This window comes from Aquimarina megaterium XH134 (assembly GCF_000520975.1).
GTDB lineage: Bacteria > Bacteroidota > Bacteroidia > Flavobacteriales > Flavobacteriaceae > Aquimarina > Aquimarina megaterium.
In genome coordinates, this window is sequence record NZ_JACB01000001.1 from 206,665 (window position 1) to 232,802 (window position 26,138).

32 protein-coding genes are annotated in these 26,138 nt (G+C 32.3%); 10 read left to right on the top strand and 22 right to left on the bottom strand.

All coding sequences use genetic code 11. The features are described 5' to 3' along the window. Nucleotides 1-3: 3 nt before the first annotated feature. The 22 genes from Z053_RS0100780 to Z053_RS0100885 all read right to left on the bottom strand — a co-directional run bounded on the left by Z053_RS0100780 (nt 4) and on the right by Z053_RS0100885 (nt 16,007). Complete coding sequence (locus tag Z053_RS0100780; protein ID WP_025663125.1) at nt 4-1,605, bottom strand: SH3 domain-containing protein; 1,602 nt, start codon at nt 1,603-1,605, stop codon at nt 4-6. After that, entirely contained in the window at nt 1,602-1,832 is a 231-nt protein-coding gene (locus tag Z053_RS27660; protein WP_035094563.1) for a hypothetical protein, read from the bottom strand. The genes Z053_RS0100780 and Z053_RS27660 overlap by 4 nt, the downstream gene beginning before the upstream one ends. 18 nt (nt 1,833-1,850) lie before the next feature. Continuing rightward, nucleotides 1,851-2,876: an RHS repeat domain-containing protein gene (locus tag Z053_RS0100790; RefSeq protein ID WP_025663126.1), complete on the bottom strand. Its 1,026-nt coding sequence runs from the start codon at nt 2,874-2,876 to the stop codon at nt 1,851-1,853. A 7-nt stretch (nt 2,877-2,883) separates the two neighbouring features. Next, nucleotides 2,884-3,264: a hypothetical protein gene (locus Z053_RS0100795; RefSeq protein WP_025663127.1), complete on the bottom strand. Its 381-nt coding sequence runs from the start codon at nt 3,262-3,264 to the stop codon at nt 2,884-2,886. A gap of 215 nt (nt 3,265-3,479) precedes the next feature. Further along, nucleotides 3,480-4,085 carry a DUF6714 family protein gene (locus Z053_RS29730; RefSeq protein WP_025663128.1) on the bottom strand — a complete coding sequence of 202 codons (606 nt, stop codon included), beginning with the start codon at nt 4,083-4,085 and terminating at the stop codon, nt 3,480-3,482. Nucleotides 4,086-4,087: 2 nt separating this feature from the next. After that, nucleotides 4,088-4,510, bottom strand: a complete 423-nt coding sequence (locus tag Z053_RS0100805; protein WP_025663129.1) for a hypothetical protein — start codon at nt 4,508-4,510, stop codon at nt 4,088-4,090. A gap of 9 nt (nt 4,511-4,519) precedes the next feature. Continuing rightward, nucleotides 4,520-5,026 carry a hypothetical protein gene (locus Z053_RS0100810; protein ID WP_025663130.1) on the bottom strand — a complete coding sequence of 169 codons (507 nt, stop codon included), beginning with the start codon at nt 5,024-5,026 and terminating at the stop codon, nt 4,520-4,522. Nucleotides 5,027-5,066: 40 nt separating this feature from the next. Beyond that, the gene (locus tag Z053_RS0100815) at nt 5,067-5,435 is read right to left on the bottom strand and encodes a hypothetical protein (protein WP_152538230.1); all 369 of its coding nucleotides are present in this window, start codon (nt 5,433-5,435) and stop codon (nt 5,067-5,069) included. Nucleotides 5,436-5,569: 134 nt separating this feature from the next. Continuing rightward, on the bottom strand, nt 5,570-5,968 hold the full coding sequence (locus Z053_RS0100820; RefSeq protein ID WP_025663132.1) for a hypothetical protein: 399 nt from the start codon (nt 5,966-5,968) through the stop codon (nt 5,570-5,572). Between the two features lie 126 nt (nt 5,969-6,094). Next, the gene (locus Z053_RS0100825) at nt 6,095-6,892 is read right to left on the bottom strand and encodes a hypothetical protein (protein WP_025663133.1); all 798 of its coding nucleotides are present in this window, start codon (nt 6,890-6,892) and stop codon (nt 6,095-6,097) included. 89 nt (nt 6,893-6,981) lie between these two features. Next, nucleotides 6,982-7,422 carry a hypothetical protein gene (locus Z053_RS0100830; protein WP_025663134.1) on the bottom strand — a complete coding sequence of 147 codons (441 nt, stop codon included), beginning with the start codon at nt 7,420-7,422 and terminating at the stop codon, nt 6,982-6,984. A gap of 20 nt (nt 7,423-7,442) precedes the next feature. After that, nucleotides 7,443-7,844: a hypothetical protein gene (locus Z053_RS0100835; RefSeq protein WP_152538231.1), complete on the bottom strand. Its 402-nt coding sequence runs from the start codon at nt 7,842-7,844 to the stop codon at nt 7,443-7,445. Between the two features lie 32 nt (nt 7,845-7,876). Beyond that, nucleotides 7,877-8,236, bottom strand: coding sequence for a hypothetical protein (locus tag Z053_RS27670; RefSeq protein WP_025663136.1), 360 nt, complete (start codon nt 8,234-8,236; stop codon nt 7,877-7,879). A gap of 104 nt (nt 8,237-8,340) precedes the next feature. Next, nucleotides 8,341-8,628, bottom strand: a complete 288-nt coding sequence (locus tag Z053_RS0100845; protein WP_025663137.1) for a DUF7677 family protein — start codon at nt 8,626-8,628, stop codon at nt 8,341-8,343. A gap of 16 nt (nt 8,629-8,644) precedes the next feature. Beyond that, the gene (locus Z053_RS0100850; RefSeq protein ID WP_025663138.1) at nt 8,645-9,376 is read right to left on the bottom strand and encodes a hypothetical protein; all 732 of its coding nucleotides are present in this window, start codon (nt 9,374-9,376) and stop codon (nt 8,645-8,647) included. Continuing rightward, a complete protein-coding gene (locus Z053_RS29735; protein ID WP_025663139.1) occupies nt 9,373-10,653 on the bottom strand; it encodes a PA3715 family protein in 1,281 nt (426 codons plus the stop codon). Before Z053_RS29735 ends, Z053_RS0100850 begins: the two co-directional genes overlap by 4 nt. A 38-nt stretch (nt 10,654-10,691) precedes the next feature. After that, nucleotides 10,692-11,033, bottom strand: coding sequence for a hypothetical protein (locus Z053_RS0100860; RefSeq protein WP_025663140.1), 342 nt, complete (start codon nt 11,031-11,033; stop codon nt 10,692-10,694). A 15-nt stretch (nt 11,034-11,048) separates the two neighbouring features. Beyond that, complete coding sequence (locus Z053_RS0100865; protein ID WP_025663141.1) at nt 11,049-11,897, bottom strand: NADase-type glycan-binding domain-containing protein; 849 nt, start codon at nt 11,895-11,897, stop codon at nt 11,049-11,051. Between the two features lie 57 nt (nt 11,898-11,954). Continuing rightward, a complete protein-coding gene (locus Z053_RS0100870) occupies nt 11,955-12,341 on the bottom strand; it encodes a hypothetical protein (RefSeq protein WP_025663142.1) in 387 nt (128 codons plus the stop codon). 36 nt (nt 12,342-12,377) lie between these two features. Beyond that, nucleotides 12,378-12,944, bottom strand: a complete 567-nt coding sequence (locus Z053_RS0100875) for a hypothetical protein (RefSeq protein WP_025663143.1) — start codon at nt 12,942-12,944, stop codon at nt 12,378-12,380. Between the two features lie 136 nt (nt 12,945-13,080). Then, nucleotides 13,081-13,818: a LytR/AlgR family response regulator transcription factor gene (locus Z053_RS0100880; protein WP_025663144.1), complete on the bottom strand. Its 738-nt coding sequence runs from the start codon at nt 13,816-13,818 to the stop codon at nt 13,081-13,083. Continuing rightward, complete coding sequence (locus Z053_RS0100885; RefSeq protein ID WP_025663145.1) at nt 13,815-16,007, bottom strand: tetratricopeptide repeat protein; 2,193 nt, start codon at nt 16,005-16,007, stop codon at nt 13,815-13,817. Before Z053_RS0100885 ends, Z053_RS0100880 begins: the two co-directional genes overlap by 4 nt. A 240-nt stretch (nt 16,008-16,247) precedes the next feature. On the opposite strand from Z053_RS0100885, the gene Z053_RS0100890 reads away from it, so the two are divergent. From Z053_RS0100890 to Z053_RS0100935, 10 genes are all read left to right on the top strand, one after another. Then, the gene (locus Z053_RS0100890; RefSeq protein ID WP_152538232.1) at nt 16,248-16,562 is read left to right on the top strand and encodes a hypothetical protein; all 315 of its coding nucleotides are present in this window, start codon (nt 16,248-16,250) and stop codon (nt 16,560-16,562) included. A gap of 157 nt (nt 16,563-16,719) precedes the next feature. Further along, nucleotides 16,720-17,937 carry a GTP-binding protein gene (locus tag Z053_RS0100895; RefSeq protein ID WP_025663147.1) on the top strand — a complete coding sequence of 406 codons (1,218 nt, stop codon included), beginning with the start codon at nt 16,720-16,722 and terminating at the stop codon, nt 17,935-17,937. A gap of 11 nt (nt 17,938-17,948) precedes the next feature. Then, on the top strand, nt 17,949-18,665 hold the full coding sequence (locus Z053_RS0100900; RefSeq protein WP_025663148.1) for an ABC transporter ATP-binding protein: 717 nt from the start codon (nt 17,949-17,951) through the stop codon (nt 18,663-18,665). After that, on the top strand, nt 18,662-20,068 hold the full coding sequence (locus Z053_RS0100905) for an ABC transporter permease (protein ID WP_025663149.1): 1,407 nt from the start codon (nt 18,662-18,664) through the stop codon (nt 20,066-20,068). Before Z053_RS0100900 ends, Z053_RS0100905 begins: the two co-directional genes overlap by 4 nt. 2 nt (nt 20,069-20,070) lie before the next feature. Further along, a complete protein-coding gene (locus Z053_RS0100910) occupies nt 20,071-21,495 on the top strand; it encodes a DUF3526 domain-containing protein (protein WP_025663150.1) in 1,425 nt (474 codons plus the stop codon). A gap of 33 nt (nt 21,496-21,528) precedes the next feature. Continuing rightward, complete coding sequence (locus Z053_RS0100915; RefSeq protein ID WP_025663151.1) at nt 21,529-22,002, top strand: hypothetical protein; 474 nt, start codon at nt 21,529-21,531, stop codon at nt 22,000-22,002. After that, nucleotides 21,999-22,538 carry a hypothetical protein gene (locus Z053_RS0100920; protein WP_025663152.1) on the top strand — a complete coding sequence of 180 codons (540 nt, stop codon included), beginning with the start codon at nt 21,999-22,001 and terminating at the stop codon, nt 22,536-22,538. The genes Z053_RS0100915 and Z053_RS0100920 overlap by 4 nt, the downstream gene beginning before the upstream one ends. Before the next feature lie 349 nt (nt 22,539-22,887). After that, entirely contained in the window at nt 22,888-23,841 is a 954-nt protein-coding gene (locus Z053_RS0100925; RefSeq protein WP_025663153.1) for a DUF5829 family protein, read from the top strand. A gap of 11 nt (nt 23,842-23,852) precedes the next feature. Then, nucleotides 23,853-24,671 (top strand): hypothetical protein, encoded by an 819-nt coding sequence (locus Z053_RS0100930; RefSeq protein WP_025663154.1) that lies wholly within the window; start codon nt 23,853-23,855, stop codon nt 24,669-24,671. Between the two features lie 88 nt (nt 24,672-24,759). Next, a complete protein-coding gene (locus tag Z053_RS0100935; RefSeq protein ID WP_025663155.1) occupies nt 24,760-25,842 on the top strand; it encodes a glycosyltransferase family 61 protein in 1,083 nt (360 codons plus the stop codon). The last annotated feature ends 296 nt before the right edge of the window (nt 25,843-26,138 follow it).

Consider the following 26,138-nt stretch of genomic DNA (forward strand, 5'->3'; position numbering starts at 1 on the left):
TGATTATATCCTTACACCTTGAAATTCCCATTCGAATGGTTTGCCTAATGATTTTAAGGATTTAAGTTGTTGTATTTCAATTTTTTTCTGAAGATCTTCTTCGCTTTTTTCATCCGTCTCATCATCGAAATACATCCTTGAGGTATTCATTTTTTTAGTGATAAAATTAACCTTGTAATCAGTTTCTTCGCCAGAACCTCTATGCCGTTCACTTGATTCATAAGTTATTAATTCAAAAGCCTCATTTTGATATCTAAATGTATATTGATGGTCTGACATTTGCCAACTACCCGCGCTGTACCAAAAATGAAAATCAATCTGTAAATCTCCATTATCAAGGATTTTTACACCATCAAAGGGTTCATCCATTGTTGGTGAATCTCGTAATATGATGAATTCATTTGATTGTAGTTTCTTTTCAAAAATATGATCTGATTTTCCAAAATATATCCCCAAGACTCTTGGATTGAGATCAAGTGTGTCGATTCCGGGGCCATCATTAAATTCTAAATTTTCTGGTAATGTATTTTGTATTGCAAAAACTATATCATCTATATCATCATTATTTAAATCCCCAGATGAAGTAGATAAAACTTTCCACCCCTGGGGTATAAGATCACTTAATTTTGTGCCTGACCTAGGTAATTCTACAGGATAGTCTTTTATTTCTGTTTTAAAAAAAACATCATCGCCTTTGTGATTAATTATCTTATAGATAAATGTAGTTTCATTTATCCAATAAAACTCTTTGAAGGTGCAGATATCGTAATTATTATCAAACTGGGTTAAATACGTAAACTCATCATTTATCTTTTTTTGCAAAAAATAAGTAATACATTCATGCCCTCCAAAAATACCATTTAAACGATGTGTATTTTGGGGTGATGGAATTATATACTCGGGATTGCCTATAGTTAATTGTGTTTCTCCAGTTTGGATTGAAAAACAGACATCGATAGTATGTCCTCCTTCTAAAACTAAAATATCATATTCTGGATAATATCCTGACCAACCTGCAGCAAATACATAATCCTCTGCACTATTTTGATTTACGCTTAGTTTTTGTCCATTTTTTGTTTTAATGCTTTTAATTAAATCCTCTCTTTTATGTTCTTCACTTTCAAATTTAGTAGTCCATTCTATGTGATTTTTCAGAATCTTTTTAATAGAATCCAGGCTACTTATTTTCTTTGGCTTATGAATTTGTCTGGATGATTTCTGTTTTAATTCATTAAATTCGACACTACTTATTTGAGATCTATTTATGATGCTATTATTATTTGTTTTTTTTAAGTACCCATCAAATACATATCCTTCTTTTTCGAATGGTTCGGTTTCTTTTGATACTAAATACAAATAGTTGTTATATTTTATTTTTACCCAGTTTCCTGTGATTATTTTTCCATTATCATTAATGGTCATTTTTTTGTTGGTATCGAATATTTTTTCTACTAAAACTCCATATGGAATTTTAGCAACTTTTGCCGATAACAAATCACTGCCAGAACGTACATTTAAGCCGTTTTTAGCATTTATAAAATAATACTCTTGACTATATATGTTCAGAGAAATAAAAGTTGTAAAAATGATGGTAATTATTTTCAATTGTTTTTCTTTATCTGTTTATATATGAGTGTTCCTGTAAGAAACACTCCTAAAAGTGCTAAAATGCCATATACTTGTTTTGCTTGCTCGTGATAAACAACACCATCTGGGGATAAAAACCTGCCATTAGCATTGTATTCGATATTTGCTCTTTGCAAAAACATCCCTATACAGAAAATGGTTATTAACCCTAGTATTATAGTTAGTATAGACAGTACATGTTTCATTTGTTTAGTTTAAATTAGTTAGTAGGTTATATGTCCTTTGTCTTCACCCCACCGTCTGTTACTGTCTAGGTAGATTAAAGTTCCTTTATCGTCATATTGGTAACTCCCTATTAGTTCTCCATTCATTTTTTTTTGAGTTAAGTTTCCATTAGTATCATATACAAAATCCCAGTCTTCAAAGGGGAAATCTGGATAATGTGTGTATGTACTAATTTTAATAATTCTATTTTGAGGGTTGTAGTGATAGATTAAACGCGTGTTTTTGAATGTTTTATTTCGCCATGTTTTTACGTCACTAACTTTGATTATTTTATTGTGCTTATTGTATTCTAATACAATTTTACTTCGCTTATTTTTTATGATTTCTGATAGTAGTCCTTTGTTATTGTATCTATAATCCAGATCGTTTTTACCATCTTTTGTGGTGGTGGTTGCAGATGCAATCAATTTATCATCCTGGTACTTGTACTTTCTGGAACAGGATATTTTTTTGGATTTCGCATTGCGATAACACTTTTCAATTAACTGCCCCTTGTTATTATATCTAAATACACTATTTTCTTTTTCTATCAACAACCCATATTTATTGTATTTATAGAGGTTTTCACCTCCAAAATGATAGTCATCTCCATCTGCAATATCGTTTGGACAAATTTCTTTATATCCTGTTTGTAAGCCTAAATCATTGTAAAAATAACGTACCGAGCAAAGAACTATTCCAGCATCAACATATCGTTGTGTATATAAATAGGTAGGAAATGTTTCTTCTGAAATTTCTATGTGCTTCGGAATTTTCCCATCGTAGATAATATCTTGTACTTCCTTTGGTAATCCATAAGGAGTAGATTTTTTACTGTTTAAATTAACGATCTTTCTTAACTCACCTAAACTAGTATAAAAGTAAATAGAATCGTTTTGCTTTTTTATGGCTATGGTGTCGTTTTCAAAACGAACAATTCCATTTTGCTGCGCATAACTATTGAATTTAAAAAATAATAGTAATGCAATGATAAAATTTACTCTATATATTAAACAGTACCTCATGATCATATTAAGGTTTATACATATGTATGGTTTTGAACGCTTTTTGTTCGTCAAGAGTTAATTCAAGCCCCATGAAATCCCATATTTCTCTAGAATTCACTTCATATTTCTTTGGATATAGGACATAATAATATTCTTTACTATGGTCACTATAGCCAATTTTTTCGTTAAGATCAAACTCCTTTTTTAGTTCTGTTTTTAGCTTATTGACATGCACACCACCACTTCTTCCAATTGCATTAACTACTTTTTTGTAATTCGTAATTGTTAATTCTCTATCTTTAATTACTTTGGCACTAAAATTTGCTTCCAAATAGTACCAGTATGCTAATCCTCCAAGCAGTATTGTTGAAATTGCAAGTAAGATGGTTAGTAGTTTTAGTTTCATTTTGATTTTAAAGGTTTATACCATTTTTAGTATGTAACTAATTTAAGCTTATTTATGTTACTGTACTATAGTTAACCTATATTCGTAGAGGAAGAATTAATATTTGCAAAAAATCGATTCTTAAAAAGTTTTCTTGTTATTAAATACGAGAAGATTGTTCTAAATCTGAAGTTATCATTTGATCGAAATCAATATACTTATGATCATTTCAATACTTATTCGATTTCAAAATTATGTATCCAACAGTTTAATGCTTCTTGCAATTGCATATAGTCCTTGTTGTATTTAACTGCTGTAGGTAATAAACCTAGTTCTTTTGCATCATTACTTTTATAATACATTTCTAATTCACTCAATTTAAACTCAAGGAATTTTATAATGCATTTTAATTGCTTGCCAGAAAATAATGAAAATGGTTTGGTATATAATTGTTGGTACCCTAATGAATCTTGAGCGTAATCGGTAATCGTTTGTAACCTATTTTCAATATCAGGGTCAGAACAGTCATTCAAAAGTCCTTCCTTTTGCAATTGTTGTTGTTCTTTTTGAAAAACTCCTATGGCATATAGTAAAAACATGGGCGTATGAAAACGCATTCCTTTGGCATCAAAAAATGTTAATGAACTACTACATTGATATAAATGAATTAATGGGATATTATTCCAATCTTCTTTTTCATCTTTAGCTCTTAGTTTTTTACATTCTAAATCACTTACTCTATCATCATGTCCTTGTGCTTCCCATAGACCTATTCCATCTTCGAGTTTCACCTCTTTAAAAGCTTCACTTATTTCTTGGATTAATACTTCTTTGTTACTCATTTTCAAGGTTCCTGCCTATTGTTCTTTTTATTGTCTAACCAATGTGCTATACTCTTAAAATCGCTTTCAGAAATTTTGCTTCCACAGTCTACTCTGGTGGTTTCTCCTCCTTGTCCTTTTTGATATTGAATATCAAAGTTGTTTTTATCTGAATTATATCTAATATACACCATTGGCAGATCATATCGTTTATCATAATTTTTACCTAATGAAAGCCCTAATGCATAATGTGATTGGCTAGGATAATAACGCTTCCAGAAACCAATTTCTTTACACTCTTTTATGAACTCAAGAAGCGGTTTTAATTCCTTTTTTTCAACTTCAATCCATAATATACACCATTCGACCATAATGTTCCATTGTACCTGTTTATCATCAGATTTCATTCCGTTAATTATTTCGGTATAGCGATCTCTACTATTCATACTACAGGATTACTCTTTCCAACGGTATGGATTTTCTTCTACCAGGGAGAAGGAAGTTAATTGAAAACTATTTGAGCTTAATCCTTCAATGTCATTTATATTTTCAAAGGTCAATTCAACACCACTTTTTAATCGTAATAAAACCCCCAGGTTATCGGTTTTCTTTTTATAATCAATATCGTGTTCGTTTAGTTTTGTTATCACAAATAAGAGGTTGAGTTGGCTAACATCTTCGAAGATCCATTTGTTTAATTTTAGTTGATTACTGCTATCTAATTTCCCATCATACCAATAATCTGAAAATATCAAATAGAGCTTTTTGTTTTCAAAATGTAGTTCAATCCCCCCATAGGTCCAGATATTAATCTCTTCTGTCAAAAAATCAGCTCCAAAACAATCTGGGTCGGGAAAGTTGTTTACAATCCATTCTTTGGTTTGTCCCAGTTTTAGATAGTCAAACTTTCCTATCTTAAAAAACTCTAACAAATCAATTTCTATAGGTGTTTTTAGTTTCATCTGTTCTTTTTATGGTTTTTTAGAGCGTTGACATCCGCGTTTATTCTATTTGAATTCTTCCTGTACATATCAGTTTTAGATATTTCCAAAAACCGAAATGATATTTTTTTATTTCGTTTAGCTCAATTGCCTCATAAATTTCGTCAAAATTTTCGTAGAACAATCCGTTTATTTTAAATGAGGTTCTGGATGATTTATCTACAAGATGAACTGTCCTATAATCTTCATACCGACCATATTCTACAGATTTTATATATCCTTTAAAGTCTTGTAATCTGACTGTTTTTCCTAAAGGATAATATATCGAACGCCACCTGATTGTTTGGGCTTCTCGATCTATAACGATGTATTTAAAGTCTTTAAAAATAATGAGCACTACCATTACGATTAGACTCAATAGGAATACCATGAAAAGTAGAAATGTTTCAACGCCTTCATATAAAAGTGTTTTTAGAAGTAACCCTATGAGTAAGAGCAACCCCATTGTGCTTAGGCTCATGGATATGAACCATAGGATAAATCTTAATTTAATTTTGCTTTTCGTCATTTTAATACTTCGGGAATTTTATCAATTTTTTCGAAAGAAATAATTTTTGCATAAGCATAACCACCAAAAATTAAGCGCTTTGTTTCATAGTTGAACTTTATGGTGTAGTTCTTCTCCTTCATTTTTATTGGGCTTTCGGGATGAAGCTTCTTGAAATCTATTTTAGTAACATATATCCATTCGATATCTTTATTTTGTGTTCTTAGGAATATTCTTTTTTTTCCTAATATAGATTCTAATCCATGTCTAAAAATATCCTTCTGCCCCAGGTCAATCATTTTATATTTTACTTCTGATGCTCCTCTAATTATTTTAGAGTGAACCAGTCGATATCTTACCAAAATAAGAATCAATAAAACTAAAAGCGCTATGATAATAAATAGTATGGTTTTCATTTTTTAAGACTTTTGACGTACCAGATACAAGATCAGTTTTGTTTTTTTAGTGATACTAACATCTGTTGTATTGTATGATTGCATCCCACAGATTACATATAAACTATCAAATTGATGACTATAGCTTTATATACTATTCATTATTCCTGTAAATACGTTGTGTTTTTTACTACAACTATGGCAATTTATATCTCCTTTAAAATATTTAATTAATGGTTTTAGCGAATTAATATTCATTATGCCAATTGGTTTTTCTAACCACTTAAGACTTACATTAGATTCGTTTAAAACAATTCTTAACTTTTCTTGGTTTTTGTTGGTAGTAGGATCTCTACTATACGCATTTAAAACATTTTCTTCATTCCATAAGAAGGTTTCTTCTTCGCAGTTAGGACATACAAAAATATATTCGTCATTTATATTGAAGGTTTTAAATATTTCAGCTTCTTTATGTCTTTTTATTGAAACTAAAAATGCTATTAAATAAAATCGTTTGGACTCCTCATCTAAAACCTCAGTATTACGTGCATAATCATTTACTAAGCTCTTAAACTTTTCTATAGCATCAATAAATGCTATCTGAATGCTATTTTTTTCCTTTTCATCAAGATTATGCTCTTTGAATATTTGTTCTAGGTATAATATGTTGTCAAGGTCAATTAAAACAACTCCCAGAGAAGCTATTATATCGAGATTAAATTCAATGTTATCTGACTTCTCAATTATTTTTAATAAATGAGGTACAGTAGCAAGTGTATTTTCATATACTGACCCTTGATGATAAATGTGTTCCCAGATTAATTCATCTGCAATTTTTTTATCCAAAGTTTTTGAAAGCTTGTCAATTAGCGATGGTATTACTTCAGAGTTCCCATATGGGCTACTTAATTTTTTCCAAATATGTAATTCATCTAATCTTATCATTGTTTATGAGTTGTAGTTATTCAACATACGAGTGTCTGAAATTTTATTTTTATGTAAGTTCAGCCGTTTTTACTGCTCCTGTTTTTTTACTATTCTTCTTTGTAAAATGAATCGATTAAATGAAACATTTCTTGTCTGGTAGGATTTAGAGGAAACTCCTTTTCTAAAACTTCTTCAAAAAGTAATCTATAATCAGCTACAAGATTGGTAAAACCCTTTTCTGTTAATTTGTCAAAATCTTCTACACTATCGGGTAATGCTCGGGATAAAATCTCATCATATACATCTTCTTTGGGAAAATGACTGTTTTGCCAATCATCACCTGTATTTTCCCAAATAGATACAAGGCCTAATACTCTTAATGGGTCACCACCAATAAATTTACGATTGCCTTTAACTGCACAGAAATCCCCAAAATATTCTTCTCTTTTGTCTGGTATAAGGAAAATTTTATATCCTTTAGATAGTATAATTCTTAGTGCAATGTTATACGTGTTCATCGCATCTACAATAGTGCATCCGTTTTCCATGTTTCTAATAGATTTTGACTTTAAAACTCATCTCCTTTGTTCCATATATAGATTTCTTTAGGTACTGATTTTTTTTGTTGAACTTCATACCAAACCGTAATCCAGGTTTCTTGATCTTTTTCCCAGGTAAGTTCATCTATTACAATAGATTCGTTTTGCCTTTCTTTTTGGCTGTATTTATTGGTAATTGTATTTCTAAATTCTCCATGGGCGTCGTGTAAAGTAAATTGTTCTATAGAAGAAGGTATACCGTATTTATGTATGGCTTCTACTTTTGTTAAAAGCTTCAATTCTTGAATAGATATACTATCTTTTGAATTTTCTATTTTTTCAATTGTTTGATTACTATTAGTTTTAGCTTCTTTTCCGTTTTGAGCACAAGAGCTGACTATGACTAAAATCATATAATAAATATGTTTCATTTTTAGGTTTTTATCTCTTGATTTTTTCATGGTTACTTTTCCTCTTTAAAAACATACTCAACTACTTTTCCATTTAAATGTGTTATGCTTGCAATAAGTTTTTTATCCCTTAGTTCTAAAGACAAATGCTCTGCATAAGTACCTTTTGTTTGTTCTAGAATAAAATCAATACTGATTTCCTTACTGTACAACAATTCCCAGTTATAATTTCCTATCTCGTATACTGATTCTTTACCACAGGTTGATATTTCTACTTCTGATACCTTTACTTGTTTTTTATCAAAAAACAACGATAAATAGATTTCACTACCTGCGCAAGGATTGTCATCGGGTGTTTCCTCGCAGACAGCTCCAACTTTTGCTATGAGTTTTTTGTTTAAGTGATTTTTCATTCCCTGGGCATGAGATGATAAACAGCATATACAAAACAGTATCATTACTACAATAATCTTTTTACTACAGGTAGTAAATTTTATATTTTTTTTCTTACACATAATTAATGTAATTCTATTTCCCAATCTTTATAAGGAGGTTCTACTTCAAATTCTGGATCACAATACGAGCGAAGGTAATCTACCGCTCTTTTTTCGGCATATTTTGCATTTAATACGTTTTCGTCTAACTCAACCACATTAGCAAATATGGCAAAGACTTGCTCTATAGCACTAGGTTCTTTTCCATACAGTTTTAGGTAATCAACCCCTTCTAACTGATAGTGTGTACCACTTGCCATAAAATAGGCAAAGGTTCGTAGTGCACCGCTAAATGAATTGCTTAGTCTCATGTGTTTATTGTTAGAATTAAATTTTTACCCAACCAATGATACTTTGATCTTTTTCTTTTAAAATCACTAAAAACCACTCGTTTTGTTTTTTTATAACAGTTACAGCTTTGTTTTCTATGACTCTTATCTGGTTTCCTGTTTTGAGATCTCCCGTACAAGGATCTGTTTTCTTTTTATCATCTGTAACAGGTTGCGTTCTTAGGGTTGCTGAAATTATTTTCTGTTCGAATGTCTTATTAATTACACCCATTTTTGTATCCGAATAGAGCGCTATCGTGTTTTCGGTAAGGATATTATCGCTATTAATAACAAGCACTGACAACATCGTCATATCAAAGCAACCTATAGCACTACTTAAAACATACATAGTAGTTTTTTCTCCTTCTTTTAGACTAACTAATGCTCCTGAACCATTCCATATTTCAACAAAATCATTACCTTTTTTTATGAGCAATACAGTTGCATGATAATGGCGATTATCTTGATAGATGATATCTTTTGCTCCATCATTATTAACATCTACTATATGTATGTTTTTGCTATTAATATCAAACACATCTGTATCGCCATTTTTGGTATAGAATTTAGCATTTTTAATGGCTAGAAAACCAGTATTGTCCAAAAGGAATTTACATTCTGATGGATTTTGTAATAACTGCAATTGTGTTTTTAAACTGCTGTCTTGAGCATACCCCGATAAAGTTAAAAACAGGCAGTATATACCAAAAAAGAAAACCTTGTTTTTCATGTATTCTTTTTTAAATATTCTTTTCCATTAAATTGTAATACTGTTGTTGCAGAGGAGGTTTTATTTTCTTCATCACATTCTCCATTTTCATCTACAAAAGTTTTACTTTCCAGAACCGTGCTTTTTACAATAATATCAAAGTATGCATTAGTCTTTTCTTCAGACATAATGAGTGTGTTTTTTATACTTGTGGATTCTCCAGCACATTGGGTATCCCATTCTCCACCATAATCCTCTACGTCATAATTATGTAACACTTTTTTTAAAGTATCTCCCGACTTTACAAACAAAGAAATAGTTCTGTTACTATATGGGTTTGGTTTAGACATACCATAATGAAATACTCGTACCCCAAATGCTCTTGTATTTTGGGCAACGATGTATGGGGCGGTATCAATTGAAATTTCTGAAAGTACCACTGCATCAGAAACCCAGCCATTTGTTTCAGAGCTTTCAAAATATTTGTAGATTATTTTCCCAGTGATATTATTAACTACAATTATATGGCTATTTAACTCAAAATGATACTCATCATTATGATCATCTACATATTCTGGAATAACGATGATAGTTTCTTTAGGGTTGTTAGGCATTACTTTGGTAACCAATAAATCGGTATTAACCTTAGAAATCTCTAAATTAAGTTGTTGTATTGCGCTATCAATAAGGTTTTCTTCTTGAGAAATAGGTTCTATTTTTCCGTTAGCTTTTATTTGAAATGATGCTGTTTCTACTTTCTTTTCATCAATCCATAGAATGTTATTAACGGTTAACTTGTTTTCCTCAATTTTGGATTCAATTCTCGATTGACCTTCGGCTATTTCATCATAAGAGATAACTTTAGAGTCGATAAGATCTCCATTCGAGTCGTAATTAATTAGTACCGACTCCATTTCGTGGTCGCCTTTAAGAATAGTTACTACTACAGAATAGAATGCTTTAGATAGTTCTATTCTATAACAATTTATTGCTCTATAATGATGACCTTCTTTATTAAAATTAGGATATATTTTTTCTAATTTTAACGCTTTAACATCTACTTTTTTATAATCATCTTCATCAATAAAGCTATCAAAATTTGTAGCGTCTATTAGTGGGGTTGATTTGGTTTTAATTTCGCTGATGATCTTGTTAAAACTTATAGTATCTATCTCTTTAGCGGGGTCGATTGATTCTGCAACAGCATCTTGCTCTTTTACAACGATTTCTTCTTTTCCTTTTGCCTTTTCAGAACAAGAGGTTAATACAAGTAAGACTAGAATGTATAGGTTTTTCATTTTTTTATTTTTTTCAATTATTTGAAGGGTACTTTTTTCTAGATAACATCAACAACTTTTTCTAATATATAATGTACTACCCCAACAATCATAGCAATACCAAGAAGTAATATAAACCGGGTAATTGTTGCTTGTATATTGTTTTTTAATTTCTTTTTCAGGTAAAAAACATCCAAAATAATAAATAAAAAGGCCATTACACCTCCGATTCTTGCACCTATATGAAGTAGGCCTAAATTGTAAAAAATATGGAACAAGTACCATAGTCCTTCAGAAGGTACTTTGTTGGGACCTAAAAGAATACGCATATAAACTATACCTAGTATAAGCGATACTGCTATCCATATTAAGTAGGTAAAAATTTGCTTTAAGGCTTTCATAGTTTTACTTTGGGTTTACTTTTTATTCAATAACTCCATAAGATTATATTTTTTATTTAAACCAGGAAGTGCGGTTTTACCCAAATTTGTTTGTATTTCTGAAATACAAACGTCATCGTATTTACTTCCTTTATAAACGCTTACAGGCTCTAATGTAATGATATCGTTAGTTTTAAAAATCGCATTCACTTTGAATTCTTGCACTAAAGGTGTATCCATTAAAACTACTGTTTCTATGTATTCATGATTAACATATACTTTTACTTCTTTAACTCTAGTGTTCTCATAAAAAAGCGCTTTTGATTTTACGTACCCATTGATTAAACTTAGCTTTATAGGGTTCATAATAACCTCATTTGTATTCAGCAATTTTTTGTTTGAATACTTACCGCTTAAAAAAGATTTATCTAGGTCTAACTGTATATTTAATTTTACTTCGGTATGAGGTTTAAACACATAAGCTGTTGAATAATCGGTATCCGAGATATTTGTAATCGGATATTTTTCATTCTTAAAGCTGGAATTTATTTTATAGAATAAATTCTCAGTAAAAGTTAAATCTGTATTTGAGCAACACCTCCCAAATAGTTTGTCAGACCAGGCACTATGCTCTTCAACTAATTCTTGTTTGTAATAATCGAAAATCGTGGGCAGCTCATCATCTATATATCTTTTTATTTCGTTTATGCTTACAGAATCAATTGTCGCTAAGGTTGCCTTTCGGTTTTCATCCAATCCTGAAGTAACTATAGTATTACTTGTATCTATTTTAATAGCGTCAACAACTGGTATATTGGTATCTTTCTTTTTATTCGAATTACAAGCTATACATACTAACAATAAGATTACTAATTTTATTTTCATTCGAATAAGTTCAATAGATTTGTATACTAAGTAAGTTAGTATAAAAAATAAACATACTTACATAGCAGCTTTATTAATCACTCCTTCTAGTTCTTGAAAAGCTTTTTCCTGAGCAGGAGCTAATACTGTTTCCTTTATTTTCCCAGCAATTATTTCAATTATACTTCTTCTTGCTTTAACACTTTTTCCAAAATAAGCATTCATGATCGAACTTGGTATGATATGATTTATTTTTATTGTATTTTCTTCTGCAAAATATAGTTTTACTGCATGCATTGCACTTTTTTTAAGAACAATACATTGTGCCATTTGCCCGTTGGCATCTGTTCTAACTTCCCAGTTATCATAGTTTTTATAACATTCAAAAGAAGATGTTGTTTTTAAAAAGTCATAAAGTGTATCTAACGAATTGTACTGTTTCTGGACTGTAATTATTTTTTCCATTGGTTTATTTTTTTTGATTTTAGGTAGTTCTAAATATTAATAATCCATTTCAATAAGGCTACCATCTAACTTATAATTAAAAGTAAAAGTGGTTCCACCATTTTCTGGTTTCAACATTACTATATATTCAGTTTTGGTTATGTCTCCATTTTCTGGGAATTTTATAAATGCTATATGCAAAACTGAGTTTTTAATATTCTTTTCGGTTTTTAGTTGTACACTAGATTTTTCTACTAATTCTCCTAATTTTGAGAGATTAATCTTTTCGTTTAGCTGAAACATAAAGTTTGCCGCCTTGCTACCATCAGGAACTTCAAGAGTGATTTCTGAAGTTTGTCTCCAAGAATCCTGAGATAAAAGCCATTCTCCCATTTGTAAAGATTCTGGCGCTTCTGTAACGGTAACTCCAATAGAATTTCCTAGAGATTCATTATAAATAATATTCAAATTCGTGAAATAGGCATTTTCGCCAAACTTGCTTTTTATTTCTTTTTCTATGGCTTCAAATCCTTCTGCATTGGCTGGTTTCTTACTAGTTCCCCCACTACATGAGATTAGCATAATTAATACTGTTACTATTACTGTAAATTTTAATACTTTCATTTTTAGTGTGTTTTTAGTTCATTTCAACACAATAAAAGTATATTGTATGTTTAGGATAGGAAATAGGAAATCTATTTCTGTAGTTTTAGAATACATAAGTGCGATACTTCAAAAAATATCCGCAGTAGAAAGAAGTTTAGTTCTTATTCCAATGTAAAAAAGCGTTTAAGAAGTGTTCCTTTCTTCGGGAAGATACTGGTATTTTTTTGCCATTTTTTAAATAAATAACACCCGATTTATCATACTTGTCTATAAATTTTAAGTTAACCATAAATGATTGGTGTGGCCGTGTAAAATTAGCTTTAGAAAGGCGTTCTTCAAATTCTTTTAAGGTTTTTGAAACCATATACTTTTTATTATCACTACAATGAAAAGTTGTATAACCTTTGTCTGACTCACAAAATAGTAATTCGTTTAAATTTACCACCTGAAAACTATCATGAAGCGATAATATTAATGTAGAGTCTTCATTATTCCAGACCTCTTTTACCGTTTTTATCTGCTTTTTTTGTTCTGTTATTGGTAATGCTATGACTTTTTGTAATGCTATTTGTAATTCATCTACATCTACAGGCTTTAATAGATAATCTACAGCACCAATTTTTAAGGCTTGTAACGCATGTTCTTCATAGGCCGTAATAAAAATCACTTTAAAGTTTAGATTTTCTGTCTGCTTTAAAAAATCAAACCCAGTACCATCGGTAAGATTTATATCTAAAAAAATTAATTCTGGTTTACAGGCGTTTGCTACAACAACAGCATCTTTTACCGATTCACATTCCCCTATTACTTCTATTTCGGCATCTATTAATTGCAATAGATTAAGTAAGCCTTTTCTAATGTATTCCTTATCTTCTACTATTACTGTTTTCATTGTACTTCCTTTATTTTATAAGGGATGATTAAAGTGACTAATGTTCCTTGCTCGTTATATTTCTTTCTATCTTCAACGGTAACCGAACTTTTCATTTTGAAATCTTTGGATAATATTTTTAATCGTTCAGAAGTTATCGTTGTAGATAATGATTTTTTATTATCCTTTTTATTTTCTTTTTGAGAGTCGACCCCAATACCATTATCCGTAATGGTACATATCAAATTTTTATTAGAATAAGATAGGTGAACATCAATTATTCTATTTTCTTTTTGATTTACAAACGCATGCTCTATAGCATTTTCAACAAATGGTTGAATAAGCATAGGAGGTATTTCAAACACAGATACGTCTATAGTAGCCTCTACAAAAACAGTATATTTATAGGTTTTGTTTTCTAAATTCTGAAGTGCTAAATAGTTTTCTATAGCAATTAATTCTTGAGAAAGCGATACTGTTTTGTCTCTAGAGTTTTCTAATATAATACGCAGTAATTTTGAAAATTTTGACAGATAAGCAACTGATTTTTTTTCTTCTTTATTCAATATCATTCCTTGTAAAACAGAGAGTGAATTAAAGATAAAATGAGGAGTCATCTGTGAGCGTAGCAATTTCTGTTCGATGATGATATTTTGAGTTTTGGATTTTTCGTTCCTTAATTTTAAAAAGAAAATTATTGCTCCTAAAAGTAAAGTTGTCGTTAAAAAAGCAATCACCCCAAGTAATAAATTTCGTTGCGACTTTTCTAAGTTATTGGTTGTCGTTTTAACTGTTTGCGTAAGTCTTAGTTCTCTTTTCTCTGCAGATTCTAACTCGTTTTTGTACTTATATTCATACTCTACTTCTGTAATTTTCTGAATATTCTCTCTATTAAAAAGACTGTCATTTAATATTTTTAGTTGTTGATTACTTAAAAGGGCTTTTTGATGTTCTCCTAATTCATTGTTTATTATAGAAAGTAACTCATAGGCATCACGCTGATGCTTTAAAAGTTTATATGTATTGGCTAGTTGAGCTGCTTTTTCAACATTAATTAATGCCAGGTTACCTTTTTTCATATAGTAATATACGTATGCCATTCCTACATACGATTCTACTAATTCGTATTGCTGTTGATTAACAGAAGTAATTTTATTCGCCTCTTGAAAATTAGCTAAAGCTTCAGAATATCTTTTCATTCCCAAATATGCAAAACCTAAACCATTAAGACTAGTCGCTAAATGTTCATTATCTTGAATTGCGCTACTAAGCTTACTTGTTTCCTTAAAATAAGAGACAGCCTTAGTAAATTCCTTTTTATCGATATAGATGCCTCCCATATTATTTTTTATGGCAGTGATACTTTTGCTATTACGATTAGCCTGTTTAATAGCTAAAGCCTTTTTATAAAAATCCAGTGCTTTATCATAAAGTTGTTGTTGTCTATAAATATTTCCGATATTATTTAACGATTGGAAAATACTAAGGGAATCTTTAGATTTTTTGGCTATGTCTAATGATTTATGGTTGTATTCTATTGCCAGAGGATAATTACCTTGATCAAGGTACACTATAGCTATAGAATTGAAACAGCTAAGTATTCCGTATTCATTTTTATTATTTGTATATACTTGTAGTGCTTTTTTAAAATTACCTAAAGCTTCTTTATGTTTTCCCATATCAGAGTAAATACTACCAATATTATAGAGGTAATTAGGCATATTCTTTTTCACTCCCAGTTTCTGATCAATTGCTAAAGCTTTTTTATAATATTCTAAGGCGAGTTTTTGATTCCCCTTATATTTATTTAGAACTCCCAAGGCATTATTACAACCTGCAATACTTTTTAAATCACCTATTGAAGTATATAACTCAATTGCTTTTTCATAATTAGCAATAGAAGTTTTAAAATTACCTTGTTCCATATGAGTAATCCCTTTCATATAAAAACTACGAGCTTTTCCTTTTATGGATTTTATTTTATCGGCAAGTTTCCTTGCTTGTTCGGCATATGCTAATGATTGAAGAGGGTTATTTCTATAATGATAATAAGCTAAATGATTAAGGATTTTTACTCTAACGGTATCTTTTTTGGTATAGATTTTTAATTCCTTTTTTAAACTATCTATCTTTTTATTCTGAGATAAAACAGTTGTAGAAAAAGACAAGAAACATACTAAGCAAATAATAGATGTATTTATTATTTTCATAAAATAAAGAACGGTTATTAAAATTTTAAATCAAAAAAATAGAGAATTATTCTACTCAATTTTACGTTGTAGATTTAGATAAAACCATTAAAAAAGAATTCGTATTAAGGTAAAAAAAGAGAAAACGTTCTTACACCATAATAGTTAGGAACAGGATTATAAATCCAAAAATTTTGCCAAAGTTTATTCCTTATAAATATCTTAAGATTTAAGAATCCAATTAATTACTATATTTGGCAAATGAGAATGAACATTTGGAAAAATATAATTACTCTTTTTTTTCTATCCGCTTTTCTATTTCTTAGAATTGTTAATGTACATGCTATTTCTCATTTTTCTGATGACGATGATCAAATACATTGTGAGTTATGTGAAATTATCGCGGTATCATATAAACTTACTCCTTTTACAGATAGTACCTTTGTAGAAGTAGAACAAAAATCTGCGATAGATTTCCATGAGTACAAAATCAATTTTTGTTACGAAACATCGCAATACAGTATTACACTCCCTAAAAGCATCTATAATAAACCTCCACCTAAATATTTAGGGTAGTTGCATTTTATTTTTGAAAATTTTCTTTTTGTATGTTGATATTTACAACGATATGATTTTATAAATCATATCATAGTGTATACAATAGATCAATTACCCTTCTCTGTTAGTCAGAAAATTTTCTTCCAACTTTTTTAGTATTTAATTTTTTTTAGTCATGAAAAAATTACCAGTTACTGTATTGAGTGGTTTCCTAGGTGCAGGCAAGACCACATTGCTTAATCATATTTTACATAATAAACAAGGGTTAAAAGTTGCTGTGATTGTCAATGATATGAGTGAGGTCAATATAGATACTCAGCTCATACAAAATGAAAACAGCCTTTCTCGAACAGAGGAATGCCTCGTAGAAATGAGCAATGGTTGCATTTGCTGCACCCTTCGAGAAGACCTGATGATAGAAGTCGAAAAATTAGCTAAGGAAAACAGGTTTGATTATCTAATTATCGAGAGCACGGGTATTTCAGAACCTATTCCTGTGGCTCAGACCTTTAGTTTTGCCAGTGAGGACGGCAGTATCGACCTAAGTCGCTTTAGTTATGTCGATACTATGGTTACCGTAGTAGATGCATATAATTTTTTGAAAGACTTTTCGAGTGCTCAATATCTGTCGGATAGGCAGCTTACTAATATTGAGAATGATGATCGTACAATTGTAAATCTACTTACCGATCAAATAGAATTTGCAAACGTGATTTTACTCAATAAAGTAGATCTGGTTACCAAACAAGAATTAAAAAATGTATATGATATTCTTCAAAAATTAAATCCGGGAACCAGAATATTTCCTACCAAAAATTCACAAATAGCATTACAGGAAATTATCAATACAGGGTTGTTTAACTTTGAAGAAGCCGAAAATTCTGCAGGTTGGATACGAGAACTCGAAAATGAACATGTTCCTGAAACCGAAGAATATGGTATTGGTTCCTTCGTATTCCGCAATAAAAAACCGTTTCACCCAGAACGGTTCCTCGACTATGTTTCTAACCATTTTCCTTCAAATATTATTCGAAGTAAGGGCTTGTTTTGGTTGGCTTCTCGCAGTAATCAAGCCTTAATCTGGAGTACGGCAGGAGGTTCTACAAAAATTGACCCCGCTGGGGTATGGTGGGCATCTATGTCATTTGCAGAACGAATCAGCTACCCTTCCTTTCTGGATAACCAAAAATTAATAGAGTCAGATTGGATAAACCCTTTCGGGGATCGAAAGATAGAACTCGTCTTTATTGGGCAGCATCTCGATGTTACCACGATAACTCTACAACTTGAAAAATGTTTGCTTACCAATGAGGAGGTGCTGGATTGGAAAACAGGAGAGTTCTCTAATATCGATAATTGGCCCATCCCAAGCTATCAAGATTCAAACATATAAATAATAGTATTATGATCAATATTAACAATCTTACAAAGAAATACGGCGAACACGTTGCTCTGAACCAATTGAGCCTTCAAATCAAAGAAGGTGAAATATATTGCCTTCTCGGAGCTAATGGTGCCGGAAAAACTACAACAATCAACCTCTTGCTAGGTTTTACGACACCAACCTCAGGCAATGCCTCTATTAACCAAATAAACGTACAGGAAAATCCTAGGGCAACCAAGCATTTCTTAGCTTACATACCAGAGAATCTGATGCTTTACCCAAGCTTAACTGCTTTAGAAAACCTCGACTATTTTTCTGGAATAGCAGGAAAGAAGCTTTCGACAAAAGAATTAAAAGGCTTTTTGGAAGAAGCGGGACTGCAGGCAGAAGCCTTTGACAAACGTATCACTACGTTTTCTAAAGGTATGCGTCAAAAAGTAGGAGTTGCTATTGCCTTGGCCAAAGATGCCAAAGTCCTGCTGTTGGATGAACCCACTTCTGGTCTTGATCCCAAGGCTAGTAATGAGTTTGGATTGCTATTGCACAAGTTAAAGGCAAAAGGTATAGCTACCCTAATGGCAACACACGACCTTTTTCGTGCTAAGGAAGTAGCCACTCATATAGGTATCATGAAAGATGGCAAATTACGGCAACAATTTGTGTCCGACGACATTTCTCTTGCCGAGTTAGAAAAGGTATATCTCGATACCATGGACTATAAAGAAATATTATCATGATAACAAAAACTTTTCTTAAGGAAACCAAGGAATTGTTGCGTGACGGTCGCGTTCGCATCTCCTTAATTATCGTATTCTTTTTATTAAGTGTGGCGGTATGGATCAGTGCTCAACAATACCAAAATGTGAACGCACAGTACTCGACTGCTAAAACGGCAGAACGTGAGGTTTGGGACAATCAAGGTGAAAAGAACCCACACTCTGCAGCACATTATGGTACTTATGCCTTTAAGCCCAAATATCCTCTTTCGTTAGTAGACCAAGGTGTAGATAAATATACAGGTGCCTTCATTTTTTTGGAAGCTCATAAACGCAACGAGGCACAGTTTAGCGCAGCGGCAGATCAAACGGGTCTCGCTCGCTTTGGAGATTTGACACCAGATTTTATGTTGCTCTTCATCATTCCTCTCCTCATTGTTCTTCTGGGTTATAACGGTTTTACCAAAGAACGTGAAATGGGCACCTTAACATTGCTCAAGAGTCAGGGCATTTCCCAATGGAAATGGATCTGGGGAAAATGGATGGCACTTTTCTTTCCTATTTTGTTGATTACGGCAATTCTGTTCTTGGTGGCAGGTATCCTATTATCCAATTTGCAAGATTTTGGGGTGTTCAAGTGGGAATCATTGTTCTCATTGTTTGTGGTATATGTAGTTTACTATATTATCTTTATCAACTTGGTACTATTGATTTCTATCAAAACCAAAAAATCAGGTATCTCGCTAGTAGTGTCCCTATGTGTTTGGATCATCGCTTGTTTGGCAGCACCAAAAGCGGCAAGTAACTTTGCCGAAAACAAATATCCCTATCCAACACGACAAGAATTTACGGCCAATGTCTTAAAAGACAAAAAATCCGGGCTCGATGGTCATAATCCCTGGAACAAGGAGGCTAAACTTCTAGAAGAAAAAATATTGAAAGAATACGGTGTGGATAGCCTATCTCAGCTTCCCTTTAACTATGATGCCTATAGAATGCAAAAAGGTGAGGAACACCAGGCAAAGATCTATTTAAAACACTATAATCATCTCAAGAATCAATATAAGCAGCAATCAGATGTATACAGGAATTTGGCGCTTCTATCTCCCTATCTTCCTACTCGATTTTTGAGCATGGCTATTGCCCAGACCGACTATGCCACGCATTGGGATTTTGCCAATGCTGCAGAGGACTATCGCATCGCTACTCAAGAATTTTTGAATGGTAATTTTGCTAAAAACTCAGAATATGGCAATTGGTCGTATCAAGCAGATGCCGAAACCTGGAAACAGTTACCTGACTTTGACTACACTCCTCCTCAACTCGGAGTCATTCTAGAGCAAAATACTTCCAACCTCATGGTCATGGGGCTTTGGTTCTTAGGTTCTTTTGGATTCCTTTTTTTCATTCCTAAAAATTTATAAGTATGTTCAGTTACAATTTTAAATATGAATTAAAGCTGTTGCTCCGTAGCCGATGGATACAGCTCTTGAGTTTGATATTATTACTTCTCTTCGGTTTTTCGGCCTTTAATGGAAAACAAAAAGTAGAGAAGCGTAAAAATATCATTGTAAAGGCACAAGAAGAATTACGGGAAAGCGATGCCGAAATGTTAAAACTTCTCGACTCGGTACAACGCGGAATGGAAGTAAGTGCTTCTCGATGGACTTTACCCACAAGTCCAATGGCTGTAGGAAATTATCATCCCAGGGTAGCTACCATGGAACCCCAGCCTATGGCATTTGTATCAACGGGCCAAGCAGATCTTTTTACCCATTTTGTAAGACCAACGGCAACAGGCGATGATTTTGCTCTAAATTTTACCGAAATGACGAGCCCTGTGCAATTGCTGTTCGGTAGTTTTGACCTGGCATTTGTGATTGTGTATCTACTACCTCTTTTGATCATTGCTTTTTCCTATAACGTGCTTTCTGCCGAGAAAGAAAGTGGTGCACTCCGATTACTGGCCGCACAACCCATTGGTATTCCCAATTGGGTCATGCAAAAACTAGGATTACGTTTCTTCTGGATGTCGGTTTTGGTCATTGCAGCATTAACACTTGTTTTTCTTATCATCGGTATTGACATCCTAAGTCAAAGGAATTTATTTTTAGGACTACTTACTTTGGTGTTGGGATATATGTTCTTTTGGTTTACTCTAGCCTTTTTGGTTAATCTATGGGTAGGTAGTTCTGCCAAGAATGCAGTAGCTATGCTAGGACTTTGGGTATTGTTTGTATTATTGGTTCCTTCTGTATTGAACCAATTAGGAAATACTCTTTATCCTATGCCATCACGTACCCTTATGGTCAATGAGATGCGTGAAGTGAAAGCAGAAATCACCAAAAAACAGGACGAAATCCTTGATAATTATCTACGTGACCATCCAGAGTATGCGATTAATGATACTTCTCAAAGGAGGTCTTTTTGGCACAGGTATATGGCTTCGCAACAGTTGGTCAAAGAAGAATTAGAACCTGTAGTAAGCTCTTTTGAGAATCAATTGCGAAAACAACAAGACTGGATGAATAAATTCAAATGGATATCTCCGGCAATCACTGTTCAGGAATCATTCAACCACTTGGCAGGAACTTCTACAGAAGACTACGAAAGTTACCGAAAACAGGTCATCGCCTTTGCAGGAAATTGGCGGGAATATTTTGTCCCCCTTCTTTACAATAATAAAAAGTTTGCGCAGAAGGACTATGCTACATTACCAAAGTTTCAATATAGCCCGGCCTCATATCAATTGATTCCAGTGGCTTTAACACTCTACCTGATATCCATCGTACTTTTTAGCCTTGGATTTTTCAGTTCGAAACATCTAAAAACAAAAGGTATACTTAATTAAGAAAATAATGTTCAATTTTTAAATAAAACAATAATGATTACCAAAGAAGAAGTACAAAAAGCACAAACAGAATGGGGTAACGGGGTTGTCGAGATCGGTGCTAAAAAAGATCAAAGAGAGGAATGCGAGCGTTTTACAAGCAAGTTCCTGGATGAACGCTATGCTTTTGATAAAAAGAAGGTACTGTTTAAGCCCACCAAAACATCGCTCATTCAATTTAGGCCTGATAAGGAAGGAGCTCTCTCATATTTTATTGCAGGAAACGATCAATATCCAGAGGATGGAGGTTTTGCTATTCAACCCTGGACCAAGGTACGTTTTGAAAACGAGGCTATGCTACTCGAAGAAAAAAGAGCTTTGGCCATGGGTAACTATTACTTTACTGGCCTAGATGGGCAGGAGGTCAAAGTTGAATATACCTTTGGCTATACTCTTGATCCTTCTGGAAAATTAAAGATAGACGTTCATCATTCCTCCCTACCTTATAACCCTGAGGCGTCGGTATGATTTTCTTCGGCAAACGGCAAGAAAAAACCCTTTTTCTGGTTTGTCCTATGGATTTTATGGAACCCGTAATCAGGGAAAGGTATAAAGGAAATTCTTTTTTTTACACCGCCCTGGGGGTTTTTCTTGAGTTCGATGAATCCACCCAGTATAATCTTTATAAGCTAATAAAGAAAGAGGGGATAGATTATATCACATTGGTCGCCAAGGCTGATGGGGATTTCTACCAGGGGGCATTGCTCGATTGGCAGACGCCATTGCACCTTCCTGTGGAGCGATCTTTGGCGCAATTGAAAACTGGTATTGCTCCCAGGATAGAACGACAGAAAGGCTCTTTCTTAAAATCGAGAATGATTATAGGCGAACACCTGGACCAGCAAAGAGAACGTCTTCTTAATACTAAACTTCTAGGGATTGGATTGCTACGTAATGGGATAGGTGTAGATAGTCTTGTTTATGAACCTTCTAATAAAAGCTTTACAACTACTGGAGATGTTTTAAATAGGGCAAAATTATTTGATGGGATGATGGTTAATTAAAAAACGATATGAAATGAAAAACTCATGTTTTTAGTCTTTTTGCTTTAGATAAAGATTCTCTTTGCCGTACAAAACAAGATAGACAACTTCCTGCTTCCAAATACCTATCATTATTCCGATGGTAGGGATTGGATGTTGATGAGAAATTAAACAGGTCCGATTTTTTGAACTTAAGTCATTGAAAACAGAAAATCCAAAACTAAAATTTAAAATCAATGAAAATAAAGCTTAAATAAAATGACCTCGAAAGACGTACACTATCTTATGTTAAAGGCAGTAGAGGTTGAGAATATATTTTAAGACAAAAAATAAATTATCAGTAAACTCACTTTTTAATACAGTTTTAATCATGTTTAACCGAATTGCTCTTTATGTTTTTCTTTTGATGCTTTTAGTTTCTTGTAAAGATCAAGTACAAAAAAAGCACGTCCCATCTGCAATTGATCGAGAAAAGATTGATGCGGCCTTTGGCAAGCATGTTTCTGCGATAATGTTGAATCATTTATATATAGTTCTGGATAGTCTCTCATACTCTAGTTTAACAAAAGATATTGGATGGGGCAAAACTTATGGAGCATTAGATAAAGGACTTCCTTCTTTTGCTCCAATAGATAATGATACACCTATGTGTTATCTAAGAGGACATAAACATTATATAGAAATTTTAGGGCCTAACAATGTATTCAACGAACCTGTTGGAAAAAGTGGCGTAGGTTTCACTCTAGAGAATAATGATGAACATTTTCATTTAGGTGTTAAACCAAAGCTAAAAGTAGAAAACACTCGATTTCTTAATGCTACAAAAACTGTAGATATGGAATTAAGTAACCAAAAAGAAACTTGGTTCAAAGCATTTTATACCCCAAGTCCTGGTACTGCTTTACACACCTGGTATGCTTTTTATAATCCTATTTTTCTTGATAATCTTTACCAAAAACATCATCCTTTTTATTCGCGTGAAGCGTTTTTAAAGCCGAACTACGCAAACCAAAAGCTTTTTAACGGTATAAAATTGATTGCAATGACCTGTACTACTGATGACTACATCCGTATCACACAAGAATTATATCATCTGGGATGTAAATTATTAGAAAAAGATGGTCACATGCTTAGTATTGATGGAGGAGATATAATCATAAAAATTACGGCATCTAATGAGGTTGAATATAGCCAAATCACCCAGATACGATGTCATTTAAATAGATCTGACGATAGTGTTACTAATCTGGGAAATGTCACCATTATTAACAAAGGGAAAGAATCTATATGGAATTTTGATAATCTTCATAAAAATAACTTTTAAATCATATAAAAATGAAAACTCATTATTTAACCACCGTAATCCTGTCCTTATCTATTACTTTAATAGGGTGTAAACAACAAAAGAAAAATGTTACAGAAGAAGAAATTGTAAATCCACATGTTAAAGAATCTATAGAAGTTCAACAATCGATCACCATAGAAAAGTTAGAAAATTCTCCGGCCTATACAGATGCTGCACTTACTTTGGATTTACCTGAAACCATTAAAATTTCTCAGAGAGGTGATATGGATTTTACGTTTAATTTAGAGAATTATGAATTAGGTGCTCAAACCCAGGGACCAAATTCTATAAGGTTGGCAAATTCGGGGAAAGGGCAACATATTCATTTTATTTTGGATAATCAGCCCTACTCTGCACATTACGAACCTAATTTTAAAAAAGAAATCCCTGATGGTGTACATCATTTAGTTGCTTTTTTAAGCCGTTCATATCACGAATCGGTCAAAAATACAAACTCGGTAGTAGTTAGAAAACTTATGGTTGGTGCCAATCCCCAAGATTCTCAAGGGTTAGATATGAAAGCTCCGACGCTTATCTACAGTCGACCTAAGGGTGAATATGCTGGTAAGGGTGCTGAGAGTTTATTACTTGATTTTTTTGTATTGAACACCACTCTTTCTGAAGATGGACATAAAGTTCGTGCTACTATTAATGGTGAAGAATTTATCATTACAGAATGGGCCCCGCAGGTTATTAAAGGGCTTCCGATGGGAGAAGTTAGTATTCAACTAGAATTGCTGGACGAAACCGGAACGCTGATTCCTGGTCCTTTCAATAAAGTCACCCGTACTGTACTATTAAAAGAATAATAACACGGCTTATCTATGGTAATGAAAAACGTTATCATTTATTTTTTTACAGTTACCAAAAAGTGAAACAATGTAATTAAATAATCATATGGAAAACCCAGCTCTTGAATTTCTATCTAAGCATGTTATGTCCCAATACATACAACATCAAGTGTTAACCAAGCCATTTAATGATTTAAAATATGATCAATTTGAATCGGCAATTAACACCCAAATGATAAAAGAGGCTAGTATTGAACAACGAGAATTTCTATACATTTATACAGAAAAATGCATTATAGAGCCTACTTTTGGGTGGGCTCTTTCAGAAAATTTTCGGTTGATTGCAGAATCTTACCCTTATGCTCAATTTGTGCTTGACCAGTTCAAACCAACGATTACAAAAACTCATTATTTTCGGCAAAAGAAGGTAACCCTAAACAAGGCTATTTTGTTATCAGAAAATTACACCAACTACTTTCATTTTCTGAATGATTTTGTTGGACGATTAGCACTACTTGATCGTTTAAATGTATCTCGAGATATTCCTGTTATTGTATCTGAAAAATTAAGATCAAGTATTTTTTTTCAGCAATTTAACATGTTATGTCCAAAATTCTTCGATCGTAATTGGATATTTCAGCCTACAAATGAATATTATGAAATTGAAGATGCTACTTATTTTGTTCAAAATATAAGTTGCAAACATGAAAATTTTTGCCCATTGCTTGATGAATTGCCTTACGAAGAAAACGCTGTTACTTCTCCTGATAAAATATTTATTACTCGTCGAGGAATCTATGGAAGAGGTTTAACAAACTCCTCAGAAATTGAAAACATTGCTCAAAACAATAATTTTAAAATAATCGACGCGCAAAACTTTACCATTGCAGAACAAGTTAAGTTATTTGCCAATGCTACACATATTATCGGATTACATGGTGCAGGGCTCATGAATATGATATATTCTAAAAACAAACATATTAAAATACTTGAATTATTTCCCGGGAACTTTTATAAAGCCGTTTATTATTGGCTGGCATCACAATTTTCGCACAGCTATGATTGTATCAGAGGGTTACCAACTACGGATAATGAGCAGACCATTACTTCAACATCTGTCATTTTTAAGAGTAATTTTTATATGCCACCAGATGCTTTTTTGAATAAATTAATAACATGGCTTAGGTAATAATTTTGGCTGAAAGGACTTAACTATGTCTAAAAAACAATGCTATAGATATTACAAGAGATAGATTTAATAAAGATGTAACTCTTAAGATCACTCCTATCATCAAAGGTCTTAGAGAATTAATGCATATTTTCGGGTACATCAATTTCTATATAGAAAACCTATCCAGGTAAATAATGAAACCAAAAATCGTTTTGTAGTAGATGTGATCATATTTTAAATATACAAGATCTCGCTAATTGTATATCGATCTTTAGAAAACGTAAAAAAAAACAAGAGCTCAAAATCAGAGCTCT